General features: G+C 55.2%; 22 protein-coding genes and 1 riboswitch. Of the genes, 11 read left to right on the plus strand and 11 right to left on the minus strand.

All coding sequences use genetic code 11. From position 1 onward, the window contains the following. Positions 1–111 precede the first annotated feature (111 nt). Together ACFOSD_RS03210 and ACFOSD_RS03215 are read right to left on the minus strand one after the other, a co-directional pair. Positions 112–474 (minus strand): HepT-like ribonuclease domain-containing protein, encoded by a 363-nt coding sequence (locus ACFOSD_RS03210; RefSeq protein ID WP_380693616.1) that lies wholly within the window; start codon positions 472–474, stop codon positions 112–114. Then, a complete protein-coding gene (locus ACFOSD_RS03215; protein WP_380693614.1) occupies positions 471–761 on the minus strand; it encodes a nucleotidyltransferase family protein in 291 nt (96 codons plus the stop codon). The genes ACFOSD_RS03210 and ACFOSD_RS03215 overlap by 4 nt, the downstream gene beginning before the upstream one ends. Before the next feature lie 267 nt (positions 762–1,028). On the opposite strand from ACFOSD_RS03215, the gene ACFOSD_RS03220 reads away from it, so the two are divergent. Both ACFOSD_RS03220 and pcaQ read left to right on the plus strand, forming a co-directional pair. Continuing rightward, positions 1,029–1,925 carry a DMT family transporter gene (locus tag ACFOSD_RS03220; protein ID WP_380693611.1) on the plus strand — a complete coding sequence of 299 codons (897 nt, stop codon included), beginning with the start codon at positions 1,029–1,031 and terminating at the stop codon, positions 1,923–1,925. 52 nt (positions 1,926–1,977) lie between these two features. Further along, positions 1,978–2,916 (plus strand): pca operon transcription factor PcaQ, encoded by a 939-nt coding sequence (gene pcaQ / locus ACFOSD_RS03225; protein ID WP_380693609.1) that lies wholly within the window; start codon positions 1,978–1,980, stop codon positions 2,914–2,916. 64 nt (positions 2,917–2,980) lie between these two features. Here the strand turns inward: pcaQ and ACFOSD_RS03230 are convergent, their stop codons facing one another. The 9 genes from ACFOSD_RS03230 to ACFOSD_RS03270 all read right to left on the minus strand — a co-directional run bounded on the left by ACFOSD_RS03230 (position 2,981) and on the right by ACFOSD_RS03270 (position 12,703). Continuing rightward, positions 2,981–4,624, minus strand: coding sequence for a flotillin family protein (locus ACFOSD_RS03230; RefSeq protein ID WP_380693606.1), 1,644 nt, complete (start codon positions 4,622–4,624; stop codon positions 2,981–2,983). A 45-nt stretch (positions 4,625–4,669) separates the two neighbouring features. Beyond that, positions 4,670–5,479: a coniferyl-alcohol dehydrogenase gene (locus ACFOSD_RS03235; RefSeq protein WP_380693604.1), complete on the minus strand. Its 810-nt coding sequence runs from the start codon at positions 5,477–5,479 to the stop codon at positions 4,670–4,672. 13 nt (positions 5,480–5,492) lie between these two features. Then, positions 5,493–6,950 carry an aldehyde dehydrogenase family protein gene (locus ACFOSD_RS03240; RefSeq protein WP_380693602.1) on the minus strand — a complete coding sequence of 486 codons (1,458 nt, stop codon included), beginning with the start codon at positions 6,948–6,950 and terminating at the stop codon, positions 5,493–5,495. Between the two features lie 2 nt (positions 6,951–6,952). Further along, entirely contained in the window at positions 6,953–8,188 is a 1,236-nt protein-coding gene (locus ACFOSD_RS03245) for an ABC transporter ATP-binding protein (protein WP_380693599.1), read from the minus strand. Then, positions 8,181–8,918: an ABC transporter ATP-binding protein gene (locus ACFOSD_RS03250; protein WP_380693596.1), complete on the minus strand. Its 738-nt coding sequence runs from the start codon at positions 8,916–8,918 to the stop codon at positions 8,181–8,183. Before ACFOSD_RS03250 ends, ACFOSD_RS03245 begins: the two co-directional genes overlap by 8 nt. After that, positions 8,911–9,855, minus strand: coding sequence for a branched-chain amino acid ABC transporter permease (locus ACFOSD_RS03255; protein ID WP_380693594.1), 945 nt, complete (start codon positions 9,853–9,855; stop codon positions 8,911–8,913). Before ACFOSD_RS03255 ends, ACFOSD_RS03250 begins: the two co-directional genes overlap by 8 nt. Beyond that, positions 9,852–10,718, minus strand: a complete 867-nt coding sequence (locus ACFOSD_RS03260) for a branched-chain amino acid ABC transporter permease (RefSeq protein WP_380693592.1) — start codon at positions 10,716–10,718, stop codon at positions 9,852–9,854. The genes ACFOSD_RS03255 and ACFOSD_RS03260 overlap by 4 nt, the downstream gene beginning before the upstream one ends. A 74-nt stretch (positions 10,719–10,792) precedes the next feature. After that, a complete protein-coding gene (locus ACFOSD_RS03265) occupies positions 10,793–12,013 on the minus strand; it encodes an amino acid ABC transporter substrate-binding protein (protein ID WP_380693589.1) in 1,221 nt (406 codons plus the stop codon). Positions 12,014–12,229: 216 nt separating this feature from the next. Then, positions 12,230–12,703, minus strand: coding sequence for a universal stress protein (locus ACFOSD_RS03270; protein ID WP_380693587.1), 474 nt, complete (start codon positions 12,701–12,703; stop codon positions 12,230–12,232). A gap of 238 nt (positions 12,704–12,941) precedes the next feature. Here ACFOSD_RS03270 and ACFOSD_RS03275 point away from each other — a divergent pair, with 238 nt between their 5' ends. The 9 genes from ACFOSD_RS03275 (at position 12,942) to ACFOSD_RS03315 (ending at position 26,154) form a co-directional block, all read left to right on the plus strand. Then, positions 12,942–13,304 (plus strand): fibronectin type III domain-containing protein, encoded by a 363-nt coding sequence (locus ACFOSD_RS03275; RefSeq protein ID WP_380693585.1) that lies wholly within the window; start codon positions 12,942–12,944, stop codon positions 13,302–13,304. Positions 13,305–13,314: 10 nt separating this feature from the next. Beyond that, entirely contained in the window at positions 13,315–15,363 is a 2,049-nt protein-coding gene (gene prsK, locus ACFOSD_RS03280; RefSeq protein ID WP_380693583.1) for an XrtA/PEP-CTERM system histidine kinase PrsK, read from the plus strand. Between the two features lies 1 nt (position 15,364). Next, on the plus strand, positions 15,365–16,732 hold the full coding sequence (gene prsR / locus ACFOSD_RS03285) for a PEP-CTERM-box response regulator transcription factor (RefSeq protein WP_380693581.1): 1,368 nt from the start codon (positions 15,365–15,367) through the stop codon (positions 16,730–16,732). Between the two features lie 15 nt (positions 16,733–16,747). Beyond that, the gene (locus tag ACFOSD_RS03290) at positions 16,748–19,363 is read left to right on the plus strand and encodes a tetratricopeptide repeat protein (protein WP_380693579.1); all 2,616 of its coding nucleotides are present in this window, start codon (positions 16,748–16,750) and stop codon (positions 19,361–19,363) included. Positions 19,364–19,596: 233 nt separating this feature from the next. Continuing rightward, positions 19,597–19,671, plus strand: a riboswitch (cyclic di-GMP riboswitch). Between the two features lie 31 nt (positions 19,672–19,702). Further along, the gene (locus ACFOSD_RS03295; RefSeq protein WP_380693577.1) at positions 19,703–20,470 is read left to right on the plus strand and encodes a PEP-CTERM sorting domain-containing protein; all 768 of its coding nucleotides are present in this window, start codon (positions 19,703–19,705) and stop codon (positions 20,468–20,470) included. A gap of 127 nt (positions 20,471–20,597) precedes the next feature. Beyond that, positions 20,598–21,374 (plus strand): PEP-CTERM sorting domain-containing protein, encoded by a 777-nt coding sequence (locus ACFOSD_RS03300; RefSeq protein WP_380693575.1) that lies wholly within the window; start codon positions 20,598–20,600, stop codon positions 21,372–21,374. A 135-nt stretch (positions 21,375–21,509) separates the two neighbouring features. Further along, positions 21,510–22,973: an exosortase/archaeosortase family protein gene (locus ACFOSD_RS03305; protein WP_380693573.1), complete on the plus strand. Its 1,464-nt coding sequence runs from the start codon at positions 21,510–21,512 to the stop codon at positions 22,971–22,973. Further along, positions 22,970–25,573: a hypothetical protein gene (locus tag ACFOSD_RS03310; RefSeq protein WP_380693571.1), complete on the plus strand. Its 2,604-nt coding sequence runs from the start codon at positions 22,970–22,972 to the stop codon at positions 25,571–25,573. Before ACFOSD_RS03305 ends, ACFOSD_RS03310 begins: the two co-directional genes overlap by 4 nt. Further along, the gene (locus ACFOSD_RS03315) at positions 25,570–26,154 is read left to right on the plus strand and encodes an acyltransferase (RefSeq protein ID WP_380693569.1); all 585 of its coding nucleotides are present in this window, start codon (positions 25,570–25,572) and stop codon (positions 26,152–26,154) included. The genes ACFOSD_RS03310 and ACFOSD_RS03315 overlap by 4 nt, the downstream gene beginning before the upstream one ends. Position 26,155 lies beyond the last annotated feature (1 nt).

Raw genomic sequence — 26,155 nt, forward strand, 5'->3', positions numbered from 1 at the left:
CGACGGTGAGCTGCCAAGCACCGCAGCGTTCCCAAATTAACAAAGCGCAAGAATATGCAATTCTTTGCGGTTTTAGCGTTGGCACATACTAGGAGAGGAGTCGAGGCTCGATTAGCTGAGCGATTTGAGGCTAGTGACTACTTGCGCTTCTAACTCAGGCAGGTCTCTTTCAACTGTGTTCCAGACCACGGCTAGATCGACTTTGAAATAGCCATGCGCTATCGCATTTCGCGTGCCATAAGCAGCCTTGAGTGGGAATTCAGGATGTTTCGTGGCGAAGTCAGGAAAGTGACGCAGAATATTTCCCGCAGCCTCACCGATGATTTCTAGATTCCGGAGTATCGCATCCTGCTTTTCTTCGTTTTCTAAAAAACTCGAATAATCAATATCTTGGGTATAACGCTCAATACGACCAACTGCCTGCTGAATATGCTCAAGGTAATCTCTAAGGGCTAATTCATCCCGACGACTCATACCGCACGGGCCTCCTTGAGTACTGTATTTTTCCACCTATCGGGCAATGCATTGGGCGTTAGTACATCAACCTCCACCCCTAAAAGCTCTATCAGTTCTGAACGAATCGCTCCCACATCGAAGAGTGACGTTTCTTGAGTCGTATCTATGAGAATGTCTAAGTCGCTTTCATCGGTATCTTGGCCATGCAGCACTGAACCGAAAATACGCGGATTCTTGGCATGATGCCGCTCCACAATCTGCAGTATGGCAGTACGATGCTGTTGATAGGCGATAGACGGTTTCATGCAGAGACCCTTCTTGGTGTTCAGGCCGTTCAACTTTAAGACATCCCACACTCGGTGCCAATCACATTACGCAAGAACTTGACAGCCTGCCAACTTATGCCCGGATATGATGCTGCTCATTATGACTTGATAGGGTGCGTTGAAAGCGGTCTGTACTGCTAAGCGAGACCCTTTGCGGGATGGATCCCGCAATGGAGCCCCAAGGAGGGTTCATGCGTGTCGAGCGGGGCAGTACAGACCGCTTTCAACGATTGCCGAAGGAACATTATGAACTTTGCACTGTATGCCATAACCGTTTTGATCTGGGGCACCACATGGATCGCCATCGCCTTGCAGTTGGGTGACGTACCCATCCCGGTGTCGGTGTTTTATCGTTTTGCCTTGGCGGCGGGCTCGCTGCTGCTGTTCTTGATCGTCATCCGACGGCTGCGCCGTATCGGTGTACGCGACCACCTGTTCTGCGTGCTGCAAGGTATGTGTGTGTTCTGCTTTAACTTCTTGTTGTTTTACACCGCGACACAAACCATCACCAGCGGTTTGAATTCCGTCATCTTCTCCATGGCGGTTATTTTTAACGCCCTCAATGGCGTGTTGTTCTTCCGCTCCCCGATTACCGGTCGCTTGGTGTTGGCCGCCGCCATAGGGTTGGTCGGCATGGTGTTTCTGTTCTGGCCGGACTTGCGCGCCGGAGGCTTTGACCCCAGCGTGTTGTTTGGCATGGGCTGCGCACTGCTCGGTACCTACGGTTTTTCGCTAGGCAATATGATCAGCTTGCGCCACCAGCGGCGCGGCCTAGATTTACTGTCTACCAACGCCTACGCCATGAGTTACGGTGCGTTAACCATGCTATTGGTGATTGTTGTGTCCGGTACGCCGTTCGCCATTGATATGTCTACCCGCTACCTCGGAGCGCTGTTTTATTTGGCGATTTTCGGTTCAGTGATCGGCTTCGGGACATATTTCGCCCTCATTGGGCGGATTGGCGCGGGTCCTGCGGCCTACGCCACGGTGTTGTTCCCGTTGGTCGCTTTGGCGGTTTCCACCGTATTTGAAGGGTACGTTTGGACATTACCCTCAGTGATCGGACTCTTGCTGATTCTGGGGGGCAATATCGTGATGTTTTATCGCCCAAGAGCCATTGCACCTAAGGTAGTAGTGTCTTGAATCGATTTCTCCCTCATTCTGTGCACAGAATAGGAATACTGAGCAGTCTCTCATGATCGACAACCGCATTAAATTTCGGCATTTGCAGTGTTTCATCGAAGTCGTCCGCCAGGGTGGTGTGGTGAAAGCCGCCTCTCATCTGTCGCTGACCCAGCCTGCGGTATCAAAGAAAATCCGTGAGCTGGAAGACATGCTGAACGTGGAACTGTTAGACCGCCAGAAGCGCGGCGTGGTGTTGACTCGGCACGGTGAAATATTTTTGCGCCATGCGTTGAGCAGCACCAGTGCGCTGCATGAAGGCATCTTAAGTGTTGAGCGGGCCAGCAACGAAGCCCACCCACCCATTTCCATCGGCGCACTACCGACCGTGGCGGCGCGCATCATGCCTGCGGCGATTGCATGTTTCAAGCAACGCATGCCGAATACCTCCGTCAATATTATTACCGGGCCGACGCCGGTCTTGCTGGACCGTCTGCGAGTATCGGAACTGGATGTGATCATCGGGCGACTCGCCGAACCCGATCAAATGCAGGGGTTGCTGTTCGAGCAACTGTACCTCGAACGCATCACCATTGCCGTACGCCCTGGGCATGCGGCGCTGGTCAGCGGTTTAGACCCCTTCGCCTTGCTGGCGACCTATCCCGTCATCATGCCCGCCGGGGATTCCATTATTCACAACAGCGTAGAACGATTTTTGATCGCCCACGGCATTACCTTGAACAAAAACCAGGTGGAAACCAACTCGCACGCCTTTGGGCGGGCCTATGTCATGGACACTGACGCCGTTTGGTTGATTTCACGCGGTGCGGTGGTCAGGGATTTTGAGGAAGGTGCGTTGATTGAAGTGCCGGTGGATACCCGCGACATTCTAGGGCCCGTTGGATTCTCACGACGGGTCGGCGCGGATATTTCCGACGCCTTGGCGTTTCTATCGGAATGCGTTCGCGCGGTATCGACGACCGTAACCGATGATCAAATTGCGGGGATTTAAACGTCTAAAACGGTAGAGAGGCCCGAAAGCCTCTCTACAACTGCCGTCCGTAGCAGCACACGAACTATTTCTTGGCGCTTTTTTCCGGGCGCACAGTTTCCAAGCTGGTATCCACACTTAGACCCAACTCTTCACCGATCTTCCGCAACGCGGGCAATTGCACGGCCATACCTAAAATGCTGTCAAGCGCTTGATTGACGACCGGCTTTTCAGCACTGCCCACTGGCCCCGGCTCTCGTTGACCTAGGCCGGTGATTTGGTGAATCTTGATGGAATCAATCTTCTCTGCCGGCTTCACCATTTCGGCCACAATTTTCGGCAGGGCTTCCAAACGCGCTTGCTCCAACTTCATGGCCACAATGTGCTCATTGATGTTGTTTTCCGCCGCTACCATGGCCGCACGACCTTCCGCTTCGGCCAGCATTTCAGCTTTGCTGGCTTCGGTGCGCAAGGCACGGCTTTCTTTTTCAGCATTGGCTTCCGCTACACGTGCTTTCGCCCGGTCTGCCGAAGCAATACGCTCGGACTCAGCCGCCATGCGCACTCGAATACCCGCGACAGCGGCTTCTTGCTCGGCTTTGACTTCGGCAATGCGTTTCGCTCGGTCGGCATCGGCCAGAGCTTTTTCTGTCACCACCAGCTCGGCGGCACGCACCGCCAGCGCGCGGGCTTCATCGGCCAGCGCTTGCGCTTTGCTTTCTTCTTGCGATTTGGCCGACAGTTGAATGTCGCGCTCTTGCTGCAACAGTTCCAACGCCAACTGGCGTTTCACTTCGGCTTCTTCCAGCATGCGGTCGCGCTCGATTTCGGCCTGCCGTAAACGCTGCTCACGTTCGATATCGGCACTGCGAATCGCGCTTTCCATGTTGATGCGCGCTTGTGCGGCGGCGCGTTCGCTGTCCGCTTTGCGTGCTGCCACTTCGGATATCTGCGCGGCTTTCAACGTTTCAATCTGCTGGATTTGCGCGATCTTGGCCTGCTCTTCTTCGAGGTCGAGGTCGAGCTTGCGCTTCGCCACTTCCAACGCGGAACGGCGTACCGAGACATCGGCATCGGCGTCGATGTTGGCCCGGTCTTTTTTCGATTTGGCGATCACTTCCGCCAACTTACGCATACCCTCGGCGTTGAACGCGTTATTTTCATCAAGCGCATTAAAGGGTGTCTGATCCATGTCGGTCAACGACACCGAGTCTAAGGCCAAGCCATTGCGCTCCAGTGATTCCAGCAAATGACCACGCACCTTGCTCACAAACTCACCGCGTTTTTCGTGCAGCTCGTCCATGGTGAAGGTAGCCGCCACCGAACGCAGCGCGTCAATCAACTTACCTTCGATCAACTCCCGCAATTTATCGGCTTGAAAGGTACGATTACCCAGCGTTTGCGCGGCTTGCGCAACGCCATCGGGCGTGGCAATCACCGAAACATAGAATTCGACGCCCACATCAACGCGCAAGCGGTCTTGCGTGATCAAAGACCCGTTGCCATGGCGTTTTACTTCCAAACGCAGGGTCTGCATGTTCACGCGTGCGACGTCATGAAAGTAGGGAATGGCCAGCACGCCGCCATCCAACACCACCTTACGACCACCCACGCCGGTGCGCACCAGGCTGACTTCGCGCGTACCGCGTTCGTAAAATTTCGCCAGAATGGCGATCACCACGGCCAGAACGATGAGGCCAATAATTATCCAAACTGCTGCGTTAGCCATGTTGCGTCTCCAGCTTTGTATTGTTCTTAAAGGATGCTGTTAAGTTCATAGTCCGTACCCTTCGCATAGGAGGTGAGAGGCCATCCCGCCGTCCACAGGGATATTGGTGCCGCGAATCCAGGTCGTCATGTCGGACAACAAGAACGCCACCACCGGAGCGATATCGTCCGGGTGACCGGGGCGGTCCATGGTCGCCATGTCCTTCTCGGCCCGCGCCCCCAAGGTCTCGATAAAGTCGCCCAGAATGGGCGTATCGACCGGGCCGGGGCTGACGGCGTTCATGCGAATGCCACGTTCGCGCCACGTCCAGCGGTTTTGTAGCGTCCACACGATTAGGGCTTCTTTAGAAAAGAAATACGAACGACCACCAACACTGCTGACGTTATGCTGGCGCACAAAGTCCGCCACGGCATCGAACGTGAGCCCTTCACTGGCTTTGATGGTGCTGATGGCATCCGCCCAGCCGCCGCCCGCCAGTGATGCCAGGTTCACGATGGACGCGCCATTATTCATCTTGGGAATCAGCTTTTCGGTCAAATATTTCAACCCCACCAGATTCACGGCCAATACCTTTTCCGCCGGTGCCGTTGGCGGCAACCCGGCAATGTTGGCCAAACCGTCGATACCCTGCGGCAAGGCAAATACCAGCGCGTCGATCATGGCTTGCTGTGACAGGTCCGCTTTGTAGAACTCGTCGACCACGTCAGCGGCATCACCGTGCGGGGCATGGATGTCGACTCCCAGTACCCGTCCGCCCAACCGCTTTATCTGCGCGGCAGTGGCCAAACCGATACCGGACGAACTGCCCGTCACCACGATGGTTTTATCTTTGAGAATTTTCTTGGCTTTGCTCATGGTCACCTCGTCCTCAGAAAACGGGCGGGAACGGACGACCGCCCCGATCCAAGGTTACCCAGCGGGTCTGGGAGAAGGTTTCCACCGACCAGCGACCACCATGGTTGCCCAAGCCAGAGGCTTTGGAGCCACCGAAGGGGATATGCGGTTCGTCATTCACCGACGAACAGTTCACATGGCAACTGCCGGTGTCGAGCTGCGCTGCCAACGCCAACGCGCGGTTTTCGTCGGCAGTGATGATGCCCGACGACAAGCCATATTCGGTATCGTTGGCGATAGCGATGGCTTCGGCATCGGTGCGGAATGGAATGCACACCGCCACCGGGCCAAAGGTTTCATCAGCGTACACTTTCATGTCCGGCGTTACGTTGGTGATGATGGTCGGCTCGACAAAACGCCCGTGCACCCCGCCGCCAAGCAAGATGGTTGCACCTTTGGCACGCGCATCTTCGATTTGGTCTTTCACCCGCGCTGCCTGACGGTCATTGATCAATGGCCCGATCACGGCTTCTGGGTCAGAAGACGTATCGCCCATTTTCAGCTTGCTGGCGCGCTCAACGAATTTCGTCATGAATTCGTCCCAGATGTTTTCGTGCACCAGGACCTTCTCAACCGACATACAGATCTGCCCTTGGTGCATGAAGCTACCAAAGTTCGCCGCTTTAACGGCGCGGTCCATGTCAGCGTCTTCCAGCACCAAAAGTGAATCCTTACCGCCCAGCTCAACGCAGGCTTTCTTCAAATGAGCGCCCGCAGTGGCGGCGATATGGCGGCCAACCGGGGTAGACCCGGTGAAGGAAATACCTTTCACGATGGGGTTTTCCACCAGCTCGGCACCCACGGCCTGCACACTCTCACGCGAGCACGAAACCACGTTTAAAACGCCCGGGGGAATGCCCGCTTCCTCGAATATTTCTGCGAACAGCATGCCACCCAAGTACGGCGTGTCTTCCGAAGGCTTCAAGACGATGGTGTTGCCAATGGCGCAGGGAAAAGCCAAACCACGGCTGGTCAGAATCAACGGCATGTTCCATGGGCTGATGACCGTCACCACGCCCAAGGGTTTGCGCATGGCGAGTGATATTTTGTCATGCTCCGAGGGCAGAATTTCACCCACATTGCTGTACGCCGCTGCGGCGGCCGCGCGGAACACTCCCGCGGTATAGCCGGTTTCAAACATACCTTTGCCAAACCAGCCACCGCCTTCGCCACGGCTGGCTTTTACGATGTCGTCTCGGCGTTTTTCAAACAGATCCGCCACCTTATTCATGTAGCGCGCCCGCACCGTATGCGGTAGTGCAGCCCAAGCCGGTTGGGCCGCCGCTGCCGCTTGAATGGCGGCCCGCGTTTCGGCCACACCCGCGTCCGGTGCCTTGCCCCACACTTCCCCATTGGAGGGGTTCATGTCGTCGAACGTGCGGTCCGTAGGAACCCACTGACCGCCAATGTATAACCCTTTGAAATTGTGCATGCTTACACCTTTCTTTTGTCGACCAATGCCAGTTCACTGCGTCCGTGGTCATCCACGACCCGACGATAAACTTCCAACACTGGAGTAGATGAGATTTCAGTTGCCGCCTGTTTAACCTCGGCCTCTTTTGGTGGCGTCGCTGCAGGCTTGTGCGCTGCCGTGGATGCTGTGCGTGGTGTCGAAGGCCGCTGCGCTTGGGCTGCAGACTGCTCCATCCGACGCAACATATCGGCCAACGCACCCGTACCGGAGGTAGGGCTGGCCGACGAATTTGACGGTGTCACCCCCTGTGCCCAAGCCGCACGCTGACGGGCTTCCGCTGAACGAATGGCGTCGTTCACCGACATTCCCAATACCTGCGTCACGTTCACCCGGGGCATTTCGTAACGGTCCGGGATCGTCCGCTCGGCGGCCAACGCCTCTCGCACAGTAGCCGGTTTTTCGGCCGCCGCTGTGGCTTTGGATGGTTTCGTTGCGGCTTTCGCGCTGGAGGCCGACGCAGCACCGGAGCTGGCGCCCGAACCACCCAAATAGGCTTTTTGTACCGCCGGATCGTTGAGCAAATTGCGCGCGCTGTTTTCCGCGACAATCTGGCCGTTTTCCAGCAAGTAGCCACGGTCGGCAATGGACAAACTCTGCTTCGCGTTTTGTTCAACCAGCAAAATACCCAAGCCGGTTTCACGCACAGCCTTGCAGGTTTTGAACACATCACTCGACAGCAATGGTGATAACCCCAGAGACGGCTCATCCAACATCAGAATGCTGGGTGACGACATCATGGCCCGGCCAATGGCCACCATTTGTTGCTCGCCACCACTCATGGTGCGGGCGATTTGCCGACGCCGCTCCACCAAGCGCGGAAACAAACTGTAGATGCGCTCGAGATTTTGTTGTTGGTCCGCCCGCGCACGTTTGGCATAGGCGCCCAGCAACAGATTTTCTTCAACGGTGAGATCGCCGAAGATGCCGCGCCCTTCCGGTACGAGCGCCAATCCGGTTTCTACGATTTGATGCGCTTTTAAAGTGGCAAGTGGATGACCATTCATTTGTAAGCTGCCGCCGGTACGCGGCGTCAGCCCACCAATGCTACGCAGCAGGGTACTCTTACCCGCTCCGTTGGCCCCCAGAATCACCACGATTTCACCGGGCTTGATGTTCAATGAGACCTGATTCAGCGCCTGATGCTGGCCATAGTGCACCGACAGACCATTGACGATGAGTCCTGAATGTTCAGACATGATCATCCCCCAGATAGGCTTGAATTACGCCCTTGTCAGACAACACCTCGGTGGGTGTGCCTTCGGCAATCTTTACGCCGCTGCTCATCACTACGCAGCGGTCGCACAGGCTGCGGATGGCATCCATGACGTGTTCGACCAAAATTATGGTGCGGCCTTCGTCGCGCAGACTGGTGATCAGCTCGATACCGACTTGCAACTCGGTCGGGTTCAAACCGGCCAGCCACTCATCGAGCAGCAGGATAGACGGGTCCGACGCCAACGCCCGCGCCAACTCAACCCGTTTCTGGTCGATGTAAGTCAATGCCGAGGTGGGGCGCTGCGCCACATCACCCATGCCAACCCGTTCTAACTGACGTTGGGCGTGCACCTGCAAGCCACGCCCCCACAGTTTCTTATGACCGAAGACGGCCCCGGCCATCACGTTTTCCAGTGCCGTCATGGACGGCAGCATACGCACCAACTGGAAGGTACGGGCCACTCCGGCCCGCGCCCGTTTGCGCGGCGGTAAATCCGAAATGAGCAGGTCGTTCATCATGATGTCGCCACCACTGACCGACAACGCGCCGGAAATGAGGTTCATCATGGTGGTCTTGCCGGAGCCGTTAGGACCAATCAATCCCAATACTTCGTTATGATGCACATCGAAGCTCAGGTCATTGACCGCAATCAGGCCACCAAATCGTTTCGTCACATGGCGCACTTCAAGGACGACTGGGCGGTTATCCATGTTGATTCCCTCCCTGTTCGCGGAGTTTTCGATAGCCTTTTTCAATAATGCCGGACACCCCGTTGGGGATGTAGAACACCACCACCAAGAACGCTAAACCCATCACCAGCACGGTTTGATTTGGGAAATTCGAGGCGATCAATTCCCACACCAAGGCAAAGGGAATTGCCCCCATGAGCGGCCCCCACAAGCGATGCACACCGCCCAGCAAGGCCATGATGACCACCAGGAAAGACACTTGCGGATTAAAGGCCATGGCTGGCTCAATGTAGACGAAACGCGGTGCCATCACGGCCCCGACGACGGCAGCAAACGCACCGGACACCATAAACAGCAAAATCTTCGAACCGGCAGTATTGATACCACTGTGCTTGGCCACCAGCTCATCGTTGCCGATGATACGAATAGCGAAGCCGAGCCGAGAGCGACCAATCAACCAACCCACGATATAAACCAACGCCGCCAGCGCGAGCAGTTGCCAATAGATTTGCGCTTCGGTGATGTCGGTGAACACATACTTACCCCGGCTACCGCCGAAATTGCTTTGCCACCAGGTCACCAACTGGCGGGTCAGCTCGGCCAGCCCCAGCGTGAAGATAACGAAGTACACGCCCGATAAACGCAACGTGGCCGCCCCGACCGCTGCCGCCATGATCGCCCCTGCTACCGCGGCAATCACCAACAGCAAGGGATACGGCACAACATCAATACCGGCCGCCAGAATGTACGCGCCAATGCCGTAGAACGCCGCCGTCGCCAGAGAGATGTAGTGCGTTGGCCCAGAGAACAAAGCCCACGAGGTCGCAAGGACCGTGTACATGGCAATCGGCACCATCAGCGACAACAGGGAAGCACTGTTCGGCAAGCCGGGCACCATGGCCAACAATACGAAGGCCACCACCGCCAACAGTCCAATGGTAATTTCACGACGATTCATGTGTTACGTCTCCCAAACAGCCCCTGCGGACGGAACAACAGGATGAGAATAAACAGCAGGTAAGCCGATGCCAGCGTTAAGCCAGGATCAATCAAACGCGCTACGATGGTTTCGGTGATACCCAACACCACAGCGGCCACGATGGCACCACGAATGTCACCCACGCCACCCATGATCACGATAATCAACGCCTTCATGGTAAAGACGATACCAATGGACGCTTCAAAGGTAAGAAAGGTACTCAGCAACACACCACCAGCGGCGGCCACCGCGCCACCCAAGGCAAAGGCGAAGGTCGACACCCGTTGCACGTCAATGGCGACTAAGCCCGCTGCCGTAGGGTCGACAGACACCGCACGAATGGCCATGCCACTGCGGGTGTAGTTGATCCAGTACCACAGCGCACCGCAGATCAGTACCGCAATCAGGAATGCCGTTACACGGTTCAGACCGTAGCGGCTGCCGAAAATTTCCACGGCTGACGACTGAAACGAATAGTTAAAATAGGTGCCGCCAAACACGGCCAGGAAAATACCCACAAACACAAAGCTCAAACCAAAGGTCGTCAGGATACTGTCGACTTCCAGCTGGCCTCGGTTTTTCGCCCGTTTTACCAAGGGCAGAAGCAGGTAACGGTAGATCAGCCAGTTCACCACGAAGGCACCGGGAACCACCAAAATAAGTGAGACATAAGGGTTCAAACTGTGCGCAGTGACCACCCAGAAGGCGACAAATGCGCCCGCCACAAGCATCTCACCGCTGGCAAGGTTCATTATCCGAGCGACGCCATACTGCAGGGACAACCCCATGGCCACAATGGCATAGACACCACCGAGGAGTAGCCCCGTGATAAGAATTTGCATAATGTTACACCGAGAAGAGTTGGAGAGGCCCGAACCAAGGCGAACGATCACCTTGGTTCAGGGCTTTTACAGCCTTACCAGCTTGGGCTAGCGATCGGCTCAACCGCACCGGGCATGTTTTCAGCCGTGCCGCCAATACCGTAGAACTGACCGTTCTGCCACTGCCCTACTGTCCAGTAGTCTGTGATCTGCTGGTTTTCGAAGGTCCAAGTACCCATTACGGTGTCGAAGCTGTTGTCTTTGATGTACTGCGTGACCGCTTCACGATCCACCGAACCCACACCTTCAATGGCTTGCGCCAAAACTTCAAAGGAGGCATAGGTCACCGCACTGGCCCAGTAGTCTGGTGCCGTATTGGTCAGCGCACGGTGCGCTTCAGCATAGGCTTGGAACTTAGGGTCCGCAGGGTTAACACCACCAACACCGAACACGCCGTTGATGGAATCACCGAAACGCGCCTGATAAGACGGGAACGGCGTAGCGACTGCGGTGTAGAAGGCATCAACCTCCATACCTTGAATTTGTGCTTGTTCGGTCAGCGCAAAGGTATCACCGGGGTAGGAGAACGCGACGAAGATGTCAGGATTAGCGGCAATGGCCGAATTGATGATCGGCGATACGTCTTGAATCGTCGGTGGGTAAGAGGTCGTATAGACCAGCTCAAAACCTTCCGCTTCAAACACACGACGTGCGGCCTGCGCCAACTCGATACCGAACGCATCACCAACGTTAACCAGTGCAACCCGGTTACCAGCTTTACCTTCAGCACGTAGATCGGCCATTAATTGCGCCACACCTTCCGCCAATGGACTGGTTTTACCCAAGGTGAAAAAGACGCCAGGATAGCGCGCGGCTAAGGTATCCGTCTGGTCAGTGATCGCGCTCACGTTGATCATGGGGTAACCCAAGCGATCAAACAACGGTGCGGCCGCTAAGGACAAACCAGTGCTGTACGGGGCCAGAATAAAGTCGGCATCGTCGTTCGAGGCCAAACGCTGCACCGAGCGAATGGTTTCCGACGGGTCGGTGCGATCATCGTATTCGATGATTTCGATCGGACGGCGTGTGCCATCTCCCATCCGCAAACCACCATTGGCGTTCACTTCTTCTTGCCATAGGGCGACATTGGGCCAGAAGGTAACGGCTGCACCACCGGCCAACGCACCGGTTTTCGGCGCTACCGCACCAATACGAATCGGGTCTGCGTTTTGCGCTACGGCACTGGTAGCACCAAGCGTCATTAAACCAGACAATGCTAAAACACCGAACGAGCGGAAAGATAAAGCGTTCTTCATGTTCGCGTCCTCATGTTATTGTTGTTGTATACCGCGTACAGCATGACGCCATACGGTATTCGACGCCTAAAATTGGGGCTTTAGAGGCACAAAGTAAAATGAGTTTTGCGAAAACTAATATATCGAAAACGATATATCTATTTCCCGATTGCCGGGAAAAAGGGGATGACAGTGGAGCGCGTACGTCACCCCACTGAAGGGACGCTGCGTAAGCAATTAATGCACAACGGTTACCGGACAATTGGCGCGGTGCACCAAACGTTGGCTCACACTGCCCAGCATCATTTCTTTCACGCGCGACATGCCACGGCTGCCCACAATGATCAACGGCTGCGCTTGATCTCGGGCATGCTTCAAAATAGCCTCTGCAGGATCTCCCGCTAACAATACATCAGTGGTGCGGTCACGCGCTGCAGCATCCAGGTTTGCGCGGGCCTCGGCAAACACTTTGGCCGCTGAGTCATCACGCAACTTGTTGAAGTTGTCCGGATTCAACAGCTTCAACTGCTCGGAAGACACCACATCGCCTAAAGGCCCAAGGATTTCCATTGCATCGGCCGGAAATGCATACAACAACTGCAAATCTACACCCATCCGGGTTGCCAATTCGGCCGCCAGGGCCAAGGCTTTATGTGAACCCGCTGAACCATCTACGGGAACCAAGATCACGCTTGTTTGTGTCGTTGTCATGGGTCGTCTCCTGTCGTTCAATTTATGACCATTGGGGTCACCTACTTAAGATAGCCCTCTGACCGACGACTGCTTTGATCTGGGTCAGGAAAACGCCGGTTTTGATGCCATCGAACGCCTTTACACGCCTCGCTTACCAATCAGTCAGGTTCTAAATCAGGGCTTGTAAGCGCTTAAAAAGTGTCTATAGTCTTTCCCGATGCGGCATTGACCGCTTAATGTCACTATGGAACTCGACATGAAAAACCTCGCCGCTTTATGCCTCATAAGCAGTGTTTTCCTGTTGGTGGGTTGCCAGCCGGAAGCCGCCAGCAATAGCAACGGTGGTAACACGGCACAAGACAACAACATGACCATCAATCTGAGTTGGACCCCGCCTACGCACCGGATCAATGGCGAACCGCTCGGTGGCGGCCTTATGGGTTATGAAATTCGTTACCGTGAAGTCGGTGCAGCCACCTTCCAGAGCATCACACTCGGCGAAAAGGAGCCCACGAGTTATCGCCTGACCAACATCCCCAAAGGTGAATATGAAGTGGAAATTGCGGCCTACGACACCGATGGCATCTACAGTACGTTCGTGAAGGCAACTCAAGAATAGGCCGAGGCGTATGGATTTTCACGCGGTTACGGCGTTTTCGTACGGCAGTGCGACCACACTTTCGTTCATTCTAACGATCTACCTTGCCTTTGCGGGCTGGCGTTCGACATGGCAACTCCCCCTGGCGGGTGCAGCGTTGCTGCAAACGCTTTGGCTGTTTGTCTTTACCGTTCAACTGACGCAAAACACGACGTCCACCGAGTGGACGCTGTCACTTGAAGGGCTGTATCTGTTGGCGTGGATATTGGCGTTATCCTACACCCTACGCAAACTGCGCCGCGAAGAATGGCCGTTTAAACTTACCTTGACGCCACTGGTCAGCCTTTTGGTGTATCTTTTTTGTCTGGCCGATATCTGGCTGGACCTAACTCATGGTCGCAGTACCATCGCCTTGAGTTTTGTGTTGCTGTCCATCATTGCACTGACCAGCCTTGAGCAACTGATCCGCAATACCCTAAGCAGTCGTTTTTTAAAATTACTGGGCGTAAGTCTCGGTATTGTGTTCATTTTCAATGTCGTACTTTACGCCCAAAACCTCCTTTTCAAAGAAATTGAGCTGGTATTGTGGCAAGCTCGGGCGGCCTTATTGATGGCGTCCAGTTTCTTGGTGGTGGGGGCCGGATTATTGTTTCGCAACGCCGACACGCATAAAGGCAGCCTAGGCTTTTCTCGACCGGTAGCCTTTTACACCACGTCTCTTCTGCTCAGTTCTTTCGGCCTTATCCTGTTTGCCTTGGGTGGGTACTACGTGCAGTCTTGGGGCGGACTATGGGGCATTTACCTGCTAACCCTGTTGAAGTTTGGGTTTATTGTCATCCTGGCGGCACTTTTTCTTTCCAATCGCATGCGTACACGCATGCAGGTGTGGATCAGCAAGCACTTTTTTAACCACAAATACGACTATCGCCGCGAGTGGTTGAACGTCATCTATGCGCTGACGGATGTGACCGATGCCAGTGAACTGTATCGCATTGCCTATCAGTCCATTGGGCGACCTTTCCAAGCCACGAACGGCGAGGTTCGCGTGCTCCGAGGCCAGCGTTACCAGCGTGTGTATGTGACGCCGGAATGGGCTACGAAAACGGCTCAACCGGTCGGTGTCGACGATGCTTTCGTTAGTATCATGGCCGATCACGAATGGGTGTTTGCGCCGCGTGCCAAAGAAGGCCCACTGGCCGAGTACAACAGCCTGCTGCCACACTGGGTTACCCGGCACAACGACATCCAATTGATCGTACCCTTAATTGCGCAACACCAACTGATTGGGTTCGTGATGCTGGGCAAACCGGGCATCGACACCGATTTAACGTGGGAAGATCTGGACATCCTAAAAACCATGGGCCGGCAGCTTGCCAACCACATTCTTACCATGTCGCAAAAAGAACAATTAACCGAAGCCCGCCAGTTGGATACCTACAACAAACTCTCGGCATTCATCATGCATGACTTGAACAACGTGGCAGCCCAGCTCACTTTGGTCAGCAATAATGCACCCCGCCATCGCGCCAAAGCAGCGTTCATTGATGACATGATCATGACGGTGTCAAACGCCGCCACGCGCATGCAAAGGCTGATTCAAAAGTTCGGTCGCATCGAAGACACGGGCCTATCTCGCTTTTCTGTCGGTGCCGCACTGGCTTCCAGCATTGATGCCTGTGACCCCAACCCACCTCACCCCGTGTTGCATCTACGTGGCGCAGACCGAGATATACAAGCCGACCGAGATCGCTTTATACTAGCATTCAAACACCTATTGAAAAACGCTCAGGAGGCGACGCCACCGACCGGATTGGTCGACATCTATCTGGACACCACCAGCCCAACCAGTACGGTGATTACTGTGCAGGATACAGGTTGTGGTATGAATGACGCGTTCATTCAGCAACGCCTGTTCAAGCCTTTTGAAACGACCAAAAAAGGGCAAGGCATGGGCATTGGGGTGTATTTAACCCGCTCATTTATCGAAGAACTGGGCGGCTCACTCGACGTTACCAGCACACCGGGGCAAGGTACGTCCTTTACCGCACGCCTTCCTCACGTTATGGAGCAAGGGAACTGAAATGGTCATGCAAGACAACGTTATTCTGATCATAGAGGACGATGAAGGGCTACGCAGCCAATTGCGCTGGCACTTTGATGATGAGTCCACCACCATTCTCACGGTAGGCGACCGTGAATCAGCACTCGCTGCCGTGCGTCAACATGAACCCATGGTGGTTATTCAAGATTTAGGGCTACCACCCGACCCGGAAGGCGTGAGCCAAGGCTTTCGCTGCATGTCGGAAATACTGTCCTTGGCCGGACATACCAAAATCATCGTATTAACCGGCAAGGGCGACCGGGAAAATGCCTTGAAAGCCATTGAACTGGGCGCGTTCGATTTCTACACCAAGCCTGTTGATCCAATGCAGCTGGATCATGTGGTCAGCCGCGCCTTTCATGTTGCTGAACTGGAACTAGAAAACCGCCGTTTGCTGACGCCGCAAAACCCGACGGGTGGGTTAGTGACCGGGCACCCCGACATGCTGAAAGTGTGTCGTTTGGTGCAAAAAATAGCCCCCTCTGATGTCACCTGTACGTTTATTGGTGAAAGTGGCACCGGAAAAGAAGTGCTCGCCAATATGTTGCATCGCTTGAGTGAACGCAGCGAGCAGCCGTTTATTGCCATCAACTGCGCGGCCATTCCTGAAAACCTAATGGAAAGCGAGCTCTTTGGCTATGAAAAGGGGGCTTTCACCGGGGCCGACAAGGCGCGCTCGGGCCTCATTGAAGCCGCCGCTGGTGGCACCCTGTTTCTCGATGAAATTGGCGACATGCCCCTGGCCTTGCAGGCCAAACTATTGCGGTTTTTGCAGGAACGCACCATCGAGCGCGTTGGCGGACGTAAATCAACGCCCATTGATGTGCGCGTTACCTGTGCCACCAATAAGAACATTGAACAGATGGTCGCCGCCGGCACCTTTCGGGAAGACCTTTACTATCGTATCGCTGAAATGGTCATCGACATTCCCCCCCTGCGTGAACGGGATGGCGACAAGGCGGTTCTGGCTCGGCATTTCTTGGCCAAATACGCCGTAGACCGCTATGCCCGAGTGACCGGCTTCTCGCAAGATGCCGTCGCCGCCATTGAAGACTACGACTGGCCCGGCAATGTGCGCGAAATGGAGAATAAAATCAAAAAGGCGGTGATCCTCACCGACGGTAAGGTCATCGAACGTGATGACCTAGGGCTAGACCCCGCCAGCAATACCATGCGTTTATTGAACTTGCGGGATGTTCGCCAAGAGGCCGAACGGAAGGCCATCATGCAGGCTTTATCGATATCCAACAACAACGTGAGCGCTGCCGCCAAAGCACTGGGCGTCACCCGGCCCACGCTGTATGACTTGCTCAAAAAATACCATATATCCGCCGACAATCCATCGTGAACGAGGGAATGTAACATGTTCAAAAATTCATACGCGCGCACCCTGCTACTGCTGTGCCTGACGTTCATGCTAGCCGCTTGTGGTGGGTCAGATGACGGATCAGCCGCCGCAGAACATTTGGAGCGTGCTGATGTGTACGCCGACCAAGGCCAGTACCGCGCTGCGATGATCGAGTTGCGCTCAGCGCTGCAAAAGAACCCCAACGACCTCACCGCAACGCTGACGTTGGCCGAAACGCTTACATTTCTTGGTCTGCCGCATCAAGCCGCCGCCCTGCTGGAACCTTGGCACAACGACGGGCAACGTGCCGTGACATTAACACTGGCCAAGGCCTATGCCGAACAGGGCAAACACTTGTCAGTACGGGAGACCTTAACCGGCTACACAGCGGCAAACGAGGCGGAGCAAACCGAGCTGTTGCGCTTGCAGGCTGACGCTGACCGTCTGGCCGGTAACAACCAACAAGCCCTGGCGGGATATGAAGCCGCCCAAACGCGTCAACCGAACAATGCTGAAATTGCCGCCGGCTTGGCCCGCTTGCACATTGATCTACTGAACTACGACCAAGCCTTAGCGGTGATTGATCGTTTCAGTGCAGCCCACAACAGCACCGCAGACTTGCAGTATCTGCGCGGCCTCAGCCTGTATCAACAAAACCAGCTGGACGACGCCACACGCACATTGACGGAAGGCTTGGCCTTAGTGCCCAGCTCAGACATCTTTCTGCCCACCCGGCGGCAGCTGGTCAGCTTGTTGGCGCGCACCCTGACCGAACAGGGCAATGCCACGCAAGCCATGATCTACAATCAAATTCTGAATGAAAACACCAACGTGGAATTTACGCGCAATACCGAATCCGCCGTTGAAGCCATCGGTCGGGGCGACCTGGAAACAGCCCGGACGACACTGGAATCACTAATTCAACAAAACCCGGACAGTCAGTTGGTCGCGTTGCTGTTGGGTGCTGTTTCCTTGCAACAGGGCGACCTCGAAGAAGGCACCGCGCTGTTAACCGACAACTTGGACGTGGAACTGGCGCCTATCCCCTTCATTCGCCTATCCGCCATGGCTCAGGTCGACCAAGGCATGCGCGACCAAGCCATGTCGAGCTTACAACGCGCCCTCATGGCCCGCCCGACAGACGTCGACCTAATGGCGATGTATGGCATTCTGGCCCTCGCCGACAGTGATCCAAATAACATTGAACAAGGCAAAATCCATTTGGCGAAAGCCTTGCAGATGGACCCGTCGCGCAGCCGCTTACGCCTTGCCTTAGCACAGTATCATCAAGCGCAAAACGAGCCTGAACAAGCCATGGGGTATTTACGTGCCGCCTTTGCGCAGTCACCTACCGACTGGGTGATTACCGAGCAATACCTCACCACATTGGTGGCCAGCAATGCCCAAGCTGAAGCCGAGCAAGTGCGTGACCGCTTGCTGCGTGACCATGGCAATGAACCCTACAGTCTGTTTTTAGCCTCGCTGACCGATTTCCAGTACGGCGCCACAACTCGCGCCATGAACCGTTTGGAATCCCTTATCCAGACCAGTCCGAACTGGCACATGCCCTATCTCGCGTTAGCTCGTATGCAGCGCAGTACCGGACAGAACAGCGCCGCCATCGATACTTTTCTACGTGCGGCTGACGCCAACCCGGCGGACATCAGTGGCTTACAAGAAGCTGGACAATTGATTGCACGCCAAGGCACGCCAGAAGAGGTTGTGGATTGGTTGCTGGAAACTGGCATCGAACGCCCTGCCTTAGCAGACCATGCCAAAGCACTGGCGGCACAAATTCATATTCAGCAGGGTCGATTGGCGGACGCACAAGCGCTCTTAGCATCGGCACAAGCAGACAATCCAGCCGTTAATCGCATACATACCGACTGGCTGGTCGCCGAAGCCCGGCAAGCCGCCAATCGGGAAGATTGGGGCACAGCGCGTGCGCGCGTTGCAGAAGCTGTAAGCCGACAACCCCAGAACCCGGATCACCGCTTGTTTCTCGTGCGCATTGTGGCGGCCGAAGGTCGGACAGCCGAGGCCGATCAACTGCTCGATGACATTGAGGCCGAGTTTGGCGTTTTACCCAGCACGGCGCTGACGCGCTCAACGTTGGCATTGCAAGACCAGGGGCCCGACTCTGCCTACTCCAGCCTGAACGACTATTGGCTCAGCTCGGACAACCCCACCGTATTGCCTGAATTGATACGGCTCGCCAATCTCACCAATCAACCCGGCAGCGACCTGTTGGCCGAAACCTGGACACAACGTCAACCCAATAACCCCATTGCATGGCAAACCTTGGGCAATCAGCGTTTGCGGTTTGGCAATGAACTGGGTGCCGCACGTGCCTATCGCGAAGCCTTAAGCCGCAACGCAGATAATCCATTGGTGCTTAATAATCTGGCATGGCTGGTGCGCGAATCCAATACCGACGAGGCTATTGCCTTAGCGCGCCGTGCGGCTGAGCTAGCGCCAGAAAATCCCGCCGTTTTAGATACGCTAGGCTGGGTGTTGCACTTGGACGGACAGCGCATAGAAGCCATGGACGTATTGATGCGTGCCCAGACACTGGCCCCGGAAGACGCTGAAATACAAGCACACTTAGCGGCAGTGCGTGCTGCACAGTAAGCGCCGCTCACGGGCAGGCCGGCACAGTCCGGCCTGGTGTTGAATTTTTTTACAGTGTTAACCACAGCATTGCCATCCATCCCCTCATGCAGCGCCTGCCCTGTCGATTATTCTTACACTGAACAGTGTAATACCCTTTTAATCCCGCCTGAAAAGCCCATAGAATCTCGCCAGAACATAATTGGCACAATATTCGCTTAAATCAGACCAGAAGTGACCTCTACAACCGGTTCACAACGCCATGCCAAACCATTCGCGAGGATGGGACGGAAAGCCAAGGATCTCCCCGAGAATGCCTGGTTGCAAAACAAAGACAATGACGACTCGGAGTTTTACAACATGGATTTCAAAAAAGTAGCCGTTGCGTTCGGCGTGTTGGCACTGGCAACCACCGCCAGTGCTTACACGCAGATCAATGGCACAGCACTCCAAGATTCCTTGGACGCACGTACTCAAGGCGGTTCTTTCCTTGATGTTCATACCGCGCAACATACGCCATCATCTGTCTGGAATTTAGATTCAGTGGGTGCTGGAAACGCGGTCATGATGTTGGAAATGACCGCTTATGCGAACAACAACACCTTAGGCATCTACGACGTCAATAACGTCGGACAAACGCTCGAGTTGTTCGGTGGTGCCGCAGGGACCGGCGCACGCGCCCTTCTTGCTCTGTGGGGCAACACCTTCACAGCGACCTACTTCAATGCGCAAAACCAGTTTCTCGGACAAAATTCGCAAACGTTCAATAGCCTGAACTTTGGTTTTTACTTGAACTCTGGGCAAGGCAATACGTTTTACTCACAAGCGCATCTGAACGGTGACCTAGATAACAATGGCGAAGATGACAGCCATATGGTCGCCTACCAAGGTGATAGTAGCCTTATGGTTGATGCCAACGGCGACGGTAACCACGGCCTGTTCACTAACAACAACTTCATCCTAGCTTGGGAAGACTTGTTGTTGTCAGCGTCCGACCGTGACTACACCGACATGGTAGTGATGATTGAATCGTTCATACCCGTACCAGAACCCGGCACCTTGGCCCTGTTGGGCCTAGGCTTGGCTGGCTTGGGGTTGGCGCGCCGTCGCAACCAAAACGCCGCCTGATCGATGACCGTGACTCAGAGTGCTTATTCCTAGGCCTCTGAGTCAGTTGTCGAACTGCTTTACACATTAGAACACCGATAGACAGATCTTGAACGTTGTCTCAACCCAGTTTTATGAGGTTCGTAGTATGAAATGGACACTTTCTTTAGGTATCGCCCTGATCAGCGCGAGCCTCACCAGTACCGTATTCGCATCACCCATCACGGTTACCGACACCTATATTGGTAGTAAGCAACACAGCCATGGCGATGTGATCGGCTTAGACAGCCAGTTTGACATCCAAAGCGCTACCATCACCCAGACCGGCAGCCAATTCACCTTCGATATCGCCACGAATTTTGCACAAAAATCCGGCCAACTGTTTAATGCCTACACCGTTGGCGGCACTGGTATTGGCTACGGTGACTTATTCTTGACCAGCGAGTGGACGCCGTTTGGGTCAGCGCCCTTCACCCAAGATGATGCCACCACCGGCACCCAGTGGACCTATGGCTTAGTACTGAGTGATCGCTACAATAACAACGGTGGCACAGTTTCGTTGTTTGCCCTCACGGGCAGCAACACGCAAACCGCGTTAATGAGCGATGACTTGATGCAAGGCAACGCCCAATGGCGCGATGGTCAGGAAGTGATTGTCGATACTGCCTCTGCACAAACCCAATGGTTGGGTGATGTGGGAACATGGGCGGTCAGCAATGCCTTGTTGAGTATCTCCGCCGACTTATCCTTGAGTTCGTTAACCTCTGCTTCGACCATGGCGTTTCACTGGGGCATGACCTGCGCCAATGATGTCATCGAAGGCATGATCGATCTGGTGATGGTTCCCGAACCCAGTACCTTTGCTCTACTGTTGGTGGGCTTGATCGGCCTGGGCGCTGTGCGTCGTCGCATGCACCAGGCTTGAATCGATCGCAACAGACACAACAGGCCAGCCATCGCGCTGGCCTTTCGTGTTTAAAAGCGTTCACAGCCCGGCAACATTCACAGTAAGCTAGGCAGCGGCCATATTCGGCTTTAAAGATACGAAGACAGAGCCCTCATGACGGTAAGGAAAGCGCTCCACAACATACCTTTGTACGGCCCCTATTTTGTGGCTACGGTGCTTTGCGTTGTGGTTATGGCACCGACCTGGCGTTCGCTCTGGCAACAATGGCTTGGCTTTGAACAGGTGCTCTCACACGGCTTGCCCAGTTTCTTATTGTTCTGCGCCATGCTCGTCATCCGTCCCCCCGGTGCCGCATCCACACGCCAACCCAATGCAACGGGAACACGTCAGCACACACATTTCTGGTTGGCCGTCGTAGCGTTGACGGCAACGTTAAGTGTATGGACGCTGTTTCGCTGGGTACAGATCGATACCCTTGCCTTCTTTATGCTGCCGGTCGGCCTCGCCGCACTTATTGCAGTGTTATCCGGTTGGAGTGCCCTTTGGACCGCCTTGCCTCACCTGTTTCTCTTGTCCTTGGCGTTGCCCTTTTGGGCCGACGTTATAGACCCTTTAATTGCCATGGCCAGCGTGGTGGTCAATCTTTGGGTTGGACTGTTCGGCATGACGGCACTGATTGAAGGCAGCACCATTCATCTGCCATGGGGTTCTCTGGTTATTGCCGATGGTTGCTCAGGCATTCGTTATTTAGCCATTGCCCTGGTGCTTGGCACCCTGGTTGCCATGTTAAACGGCTATCGCTGGCCATCTTGGCTGATTACCCTGACCGTCGCCGCCGGTCTGGCACTCCTGATGAACTGGATACGCATTACCGCGTTAGTGGTGATTGGCTATCAGTCGCAAATGACCAGCAGCTTGATGCACGATCATGAGCTCTTTGGCTGGCTACTGTTTGCTGCGGTATGCTTGCCCGCTTTGTACTTTGCTCCGGCCTATCGCCTTCGCCCAACCGCCTCCGCACCGGTGACAACCATGAGTCTACGCGGGATTTGCATAGCGCTCGGCCTTGGCGTTTTGATCCTTGCGTTGTCATTGCTGGGTCAACGCGAGCGTACGCCACTGAACGCCTGGACATTGGAACACCCCATCGTCGGCACAACCGCACGATCACTGCCACTCCCACTGGACTGGCCCAGCCAACTTACAGAAACCCACTATAGCCTGGCCAATGGCACCGTTTTGGCCAGCCTCGCACAATTTCAACGCCCAACCCGTCAAGAGAAAATGGTACCGTTCATGGGTAATCTCTACGACGCTCGACGCTGGCAAGCGCGTCGTGATTGGCAACCGCAGGCGTCAACAGAAACAGCCATTGCACCGCTTCGACTCTACCGCGACACCCAAAGCGCGCGACAGGTTCTCTGGACCTATTGGTATCAGATCGGACCCTTCACTACAGTCGACTATCGAGTCGCCAAACTGTTGCAGATTCCGGCTTTATTGGTCGGCGACGAGCGTTTTGTTCTGGTGAGCTTACAGGCACGCTGCTTTACGCTGGATTGCCAAGCCGAGGCCCAACGCATGGATCAAGCGCTTGCACAGGTAGTCCTGAAATGAATCCGGCACCCGTTCTTATTACGCTGAACAACCCCAACGCCTACAGACGATACGCTGAACCCGTGCAATTTGGGGTCGCACTGCCTAAAGATCTGTCGCCGGATCTACCGTGGCATCTGTACGACGAGCAGCACGAACCTCTGCCCGCGTGCATTGAAACAGCCGCCGAATGGCCAAACGGCAGTCCAAAATGGCTGCGTGTCACCACCCAAATCACGCTCGCGCCGATGCAGTCTCAGCAACTGTCACTAAAACCCGAAAGGCCTTCAAGTACATCACCACAACACGGAACCTACTTGCGCGTTGAGCAGCACAATAACGCGTGGCAGATCAGCACACCCAAGCATAATTTCACCCTGCACGGGCAGACCGGGCAATGGCAGATTAAAGCCCTTAGTGCGTCATCGCCCACGCACACCTTGGACTGGCAGTTCAACGATGCCCAACAACACCCCGGTACTTGGGTCACCGAACGCATTGAACCCTTGGCGCAAGACAACCCAGTTTTTGTGGAACTCTTAATACATGGACACTGGCGAGATCACAGCGGCCAACGCCATATTCAAGTAGAGCATCGCGTGCGCTGCTATGCAGAAGGCGGGCTGATGACGTGGGCGAGCCGCGTCCATAATCCGCAACGCGCTCGGCACAACGGCGGCTTATGGGACTTGGGCGACCCTGGCTCAGTACATTTTTCAGCACTGGCACTGCGGGTGCAGTGCAGTCACAGCGGCATCGGCCATGTACAGGTTACGCCGGACACCGTGCCCCTTACGACGACCACTGCAGAGCAATTGCGAGTGACGCAACACGCCAGCGGAGGTGACCACTGGAATAGCCTGAACCATATGGATGCCAGTGGCACCGTACCTCTGCGTTATTCCGGCTATAGTGTTGCCCAAGCCAACGACACAACCCACACGCATGGGCGTGCCCAACCCTTGGCGTGGTGGGCCGACGCTAAACATAGTCTGTACGGCGGAATCAGCGAGTTCTGGCAGCAGTTCCCATCGGCCCTGAGTTCATCCAATCAACACCTTGAACTGGCGCTATTTCCGGCCGCGTCGGAACACACCCATGAACTCCAAGGCGGTGAATGCAAAACACAGCAACTGGCCTTGGCCTTTAACGGCACCACCGACGCTTTGGCGTGGCTCGCGACGCCGTTGGTGCCCGTGGTCGACACCCAAGCCTACGCCACCGCAGAGGTATTGCCTTGGTTCGCGCATGCCGACCAACCCTCCCCGATCGATCCATTGTTAGCCACGGGTTTATCCGGCCCGGACAACTTTTTTATCAAACGCGAAGTCATTGACGAATTCGGCTGGCGGCACTTTGGCGACCTGTTCGCCGACCATGAAAGCCTGTATCAAACGCCCGACCAACCGCCGTTTATCTCGCACTACAACAATCAATACGACGCGATCTATGGCTTCGCACGCCAGTTTGTCCGTACCGGCGATACTCGTTGGTTTCGACTGATGGATGACCTGGCCCGCCATGTCGTAGACATTGACCTCTACCATACCGACGCTGATCGCGCCGAATACAATCATGGCCTGTTCTGGCACACCGACCATTATTTACCCGCGAGCACGGCCACCCATCGCACCTACAGCAAGTACAACAGCACCAGCTCCATTCCTGGCCAAACCGGTGGCGGCCCGGCCGCCGAGCATTGCTATACCACGGGGTTGGCGTACCACCACTTCCTCACTGGCAACCCGCACAGCAAACAAGCGGTGCTCGATCTTGCCGGATGGATGATCGCCCTCCACGATGGCGGGCCGGGTTTGTTGTCTGCCTTGTGGGCCGTAAAGCGCGACTACGCCGGAAAACTCGTTGCCCGATTGCGTGGACGCAAGGTTTCCAGTTATCGCTATCCGTTCACCCGAGGTACAGGCAATTATTTGGTTGCTCTGATTGATGCCTATGAGGTGAGTGCCGAGCAACGCTACCTCGACCGCTGTGCGGCCATTATCCGAGATACCCTGCACCCACAGGATGACATAGACGCTCGTCAATTGATGACGGTAGAGACCGGCTGGTCGTATCTTATTTTGGTCCAAGCACTGGCGCGCTTCCTACGCACCAAGGCGCAAGCGGGTCAGTACGACCACAGCTTTACGTTAACACGCGCGGCTTTTCTGGCGTATACCGATTGGATGCGGCAGCACGAACAGCCGTTTTTGAGTGACCCCAAACAACTGGAATTCCCTAACGATACCTGGGTAGCACAGGATGTCCGCAAAGCCATGCTGATGTTCCAAGCCGCCGACCTAGACCCGGAGCACGCCGAGCACTACCGGGCACAAGGCCAAGCGTGGCTCGACTATGTAACACAGCACCTTGCCCAATCCAGTACGCTCAGCTTTACCCGTATTCAAGTAATTCTCCTGCAGAACCATGGGCCGGATGCCGCCCGAGAAGTCTTTCCACCGCAGGCTCTCACCACTGCTGGCTTCACCTTTGGTAAGCCGCCTCAGGCTACCTTGCTCCGACTGCTGGGATTGATCATTGGCCGTTTATGGCAAGGAATCCGGGAATTCCGACCGACGCGCGAACGACACTGGTGGAACACGAGAATGAACCGATCATGAAGCAACACATCAAGCGTAGTATAAAAACCCTGTTTCTAGTGCTCATGTGGCCGGTATTCCTGCTGTTTTGCCTGCTCGCCAAACTGGGCCGTGAAGACAGCACCTTCCAAGGCTTCTCGCAAGCGCTCAGCTTGATACCGGGCAAGCTGGGCGTGTATTGCCGCGCTGCGTTCTACCGCCTGGCTTGCCCTGATACGTCGGATGATATTTCCATAGGCTTCCTGACCCTGCTATCGCACCGCGACACCACCATTGAAGCTGGCGTGTATATCGGCCCGCAATGCAATATTGGCAAATGCACTCTGGGCAAAAATACCTTGGTGGGCAGCGGTGTACACATCCTCAGCGGCAACAAACAACACGGCTTCAACGACCTGAACACCCCCATGCAGGCACAGCAAGGCGTGTACACCAAAATTCAAATTGGTGAAGACTGCTGGCTGGGCAATACCAGCGTAATCATGGCCGATGTGGCGCCGCAGTGCATCGTGGCCGCTGGCAGTGTGGTGGTAAAACCCCTAGAAGAAGCGCAGAGTATTTATGCTGGTAATCCCGCGAAGTGGGTGCGGGGGCGCACGTAAA

This window comes from Salinispirillum marinum (assembly GCF_042650105.1).
GTDB classification, from domain to species: domain Bacteria; phylum Pseudomonadota; class Gammaproteobacteria; order Pseudomonadales; family Natronospirillaceae; genus Salinispirillum; species Salinispirillum marinum.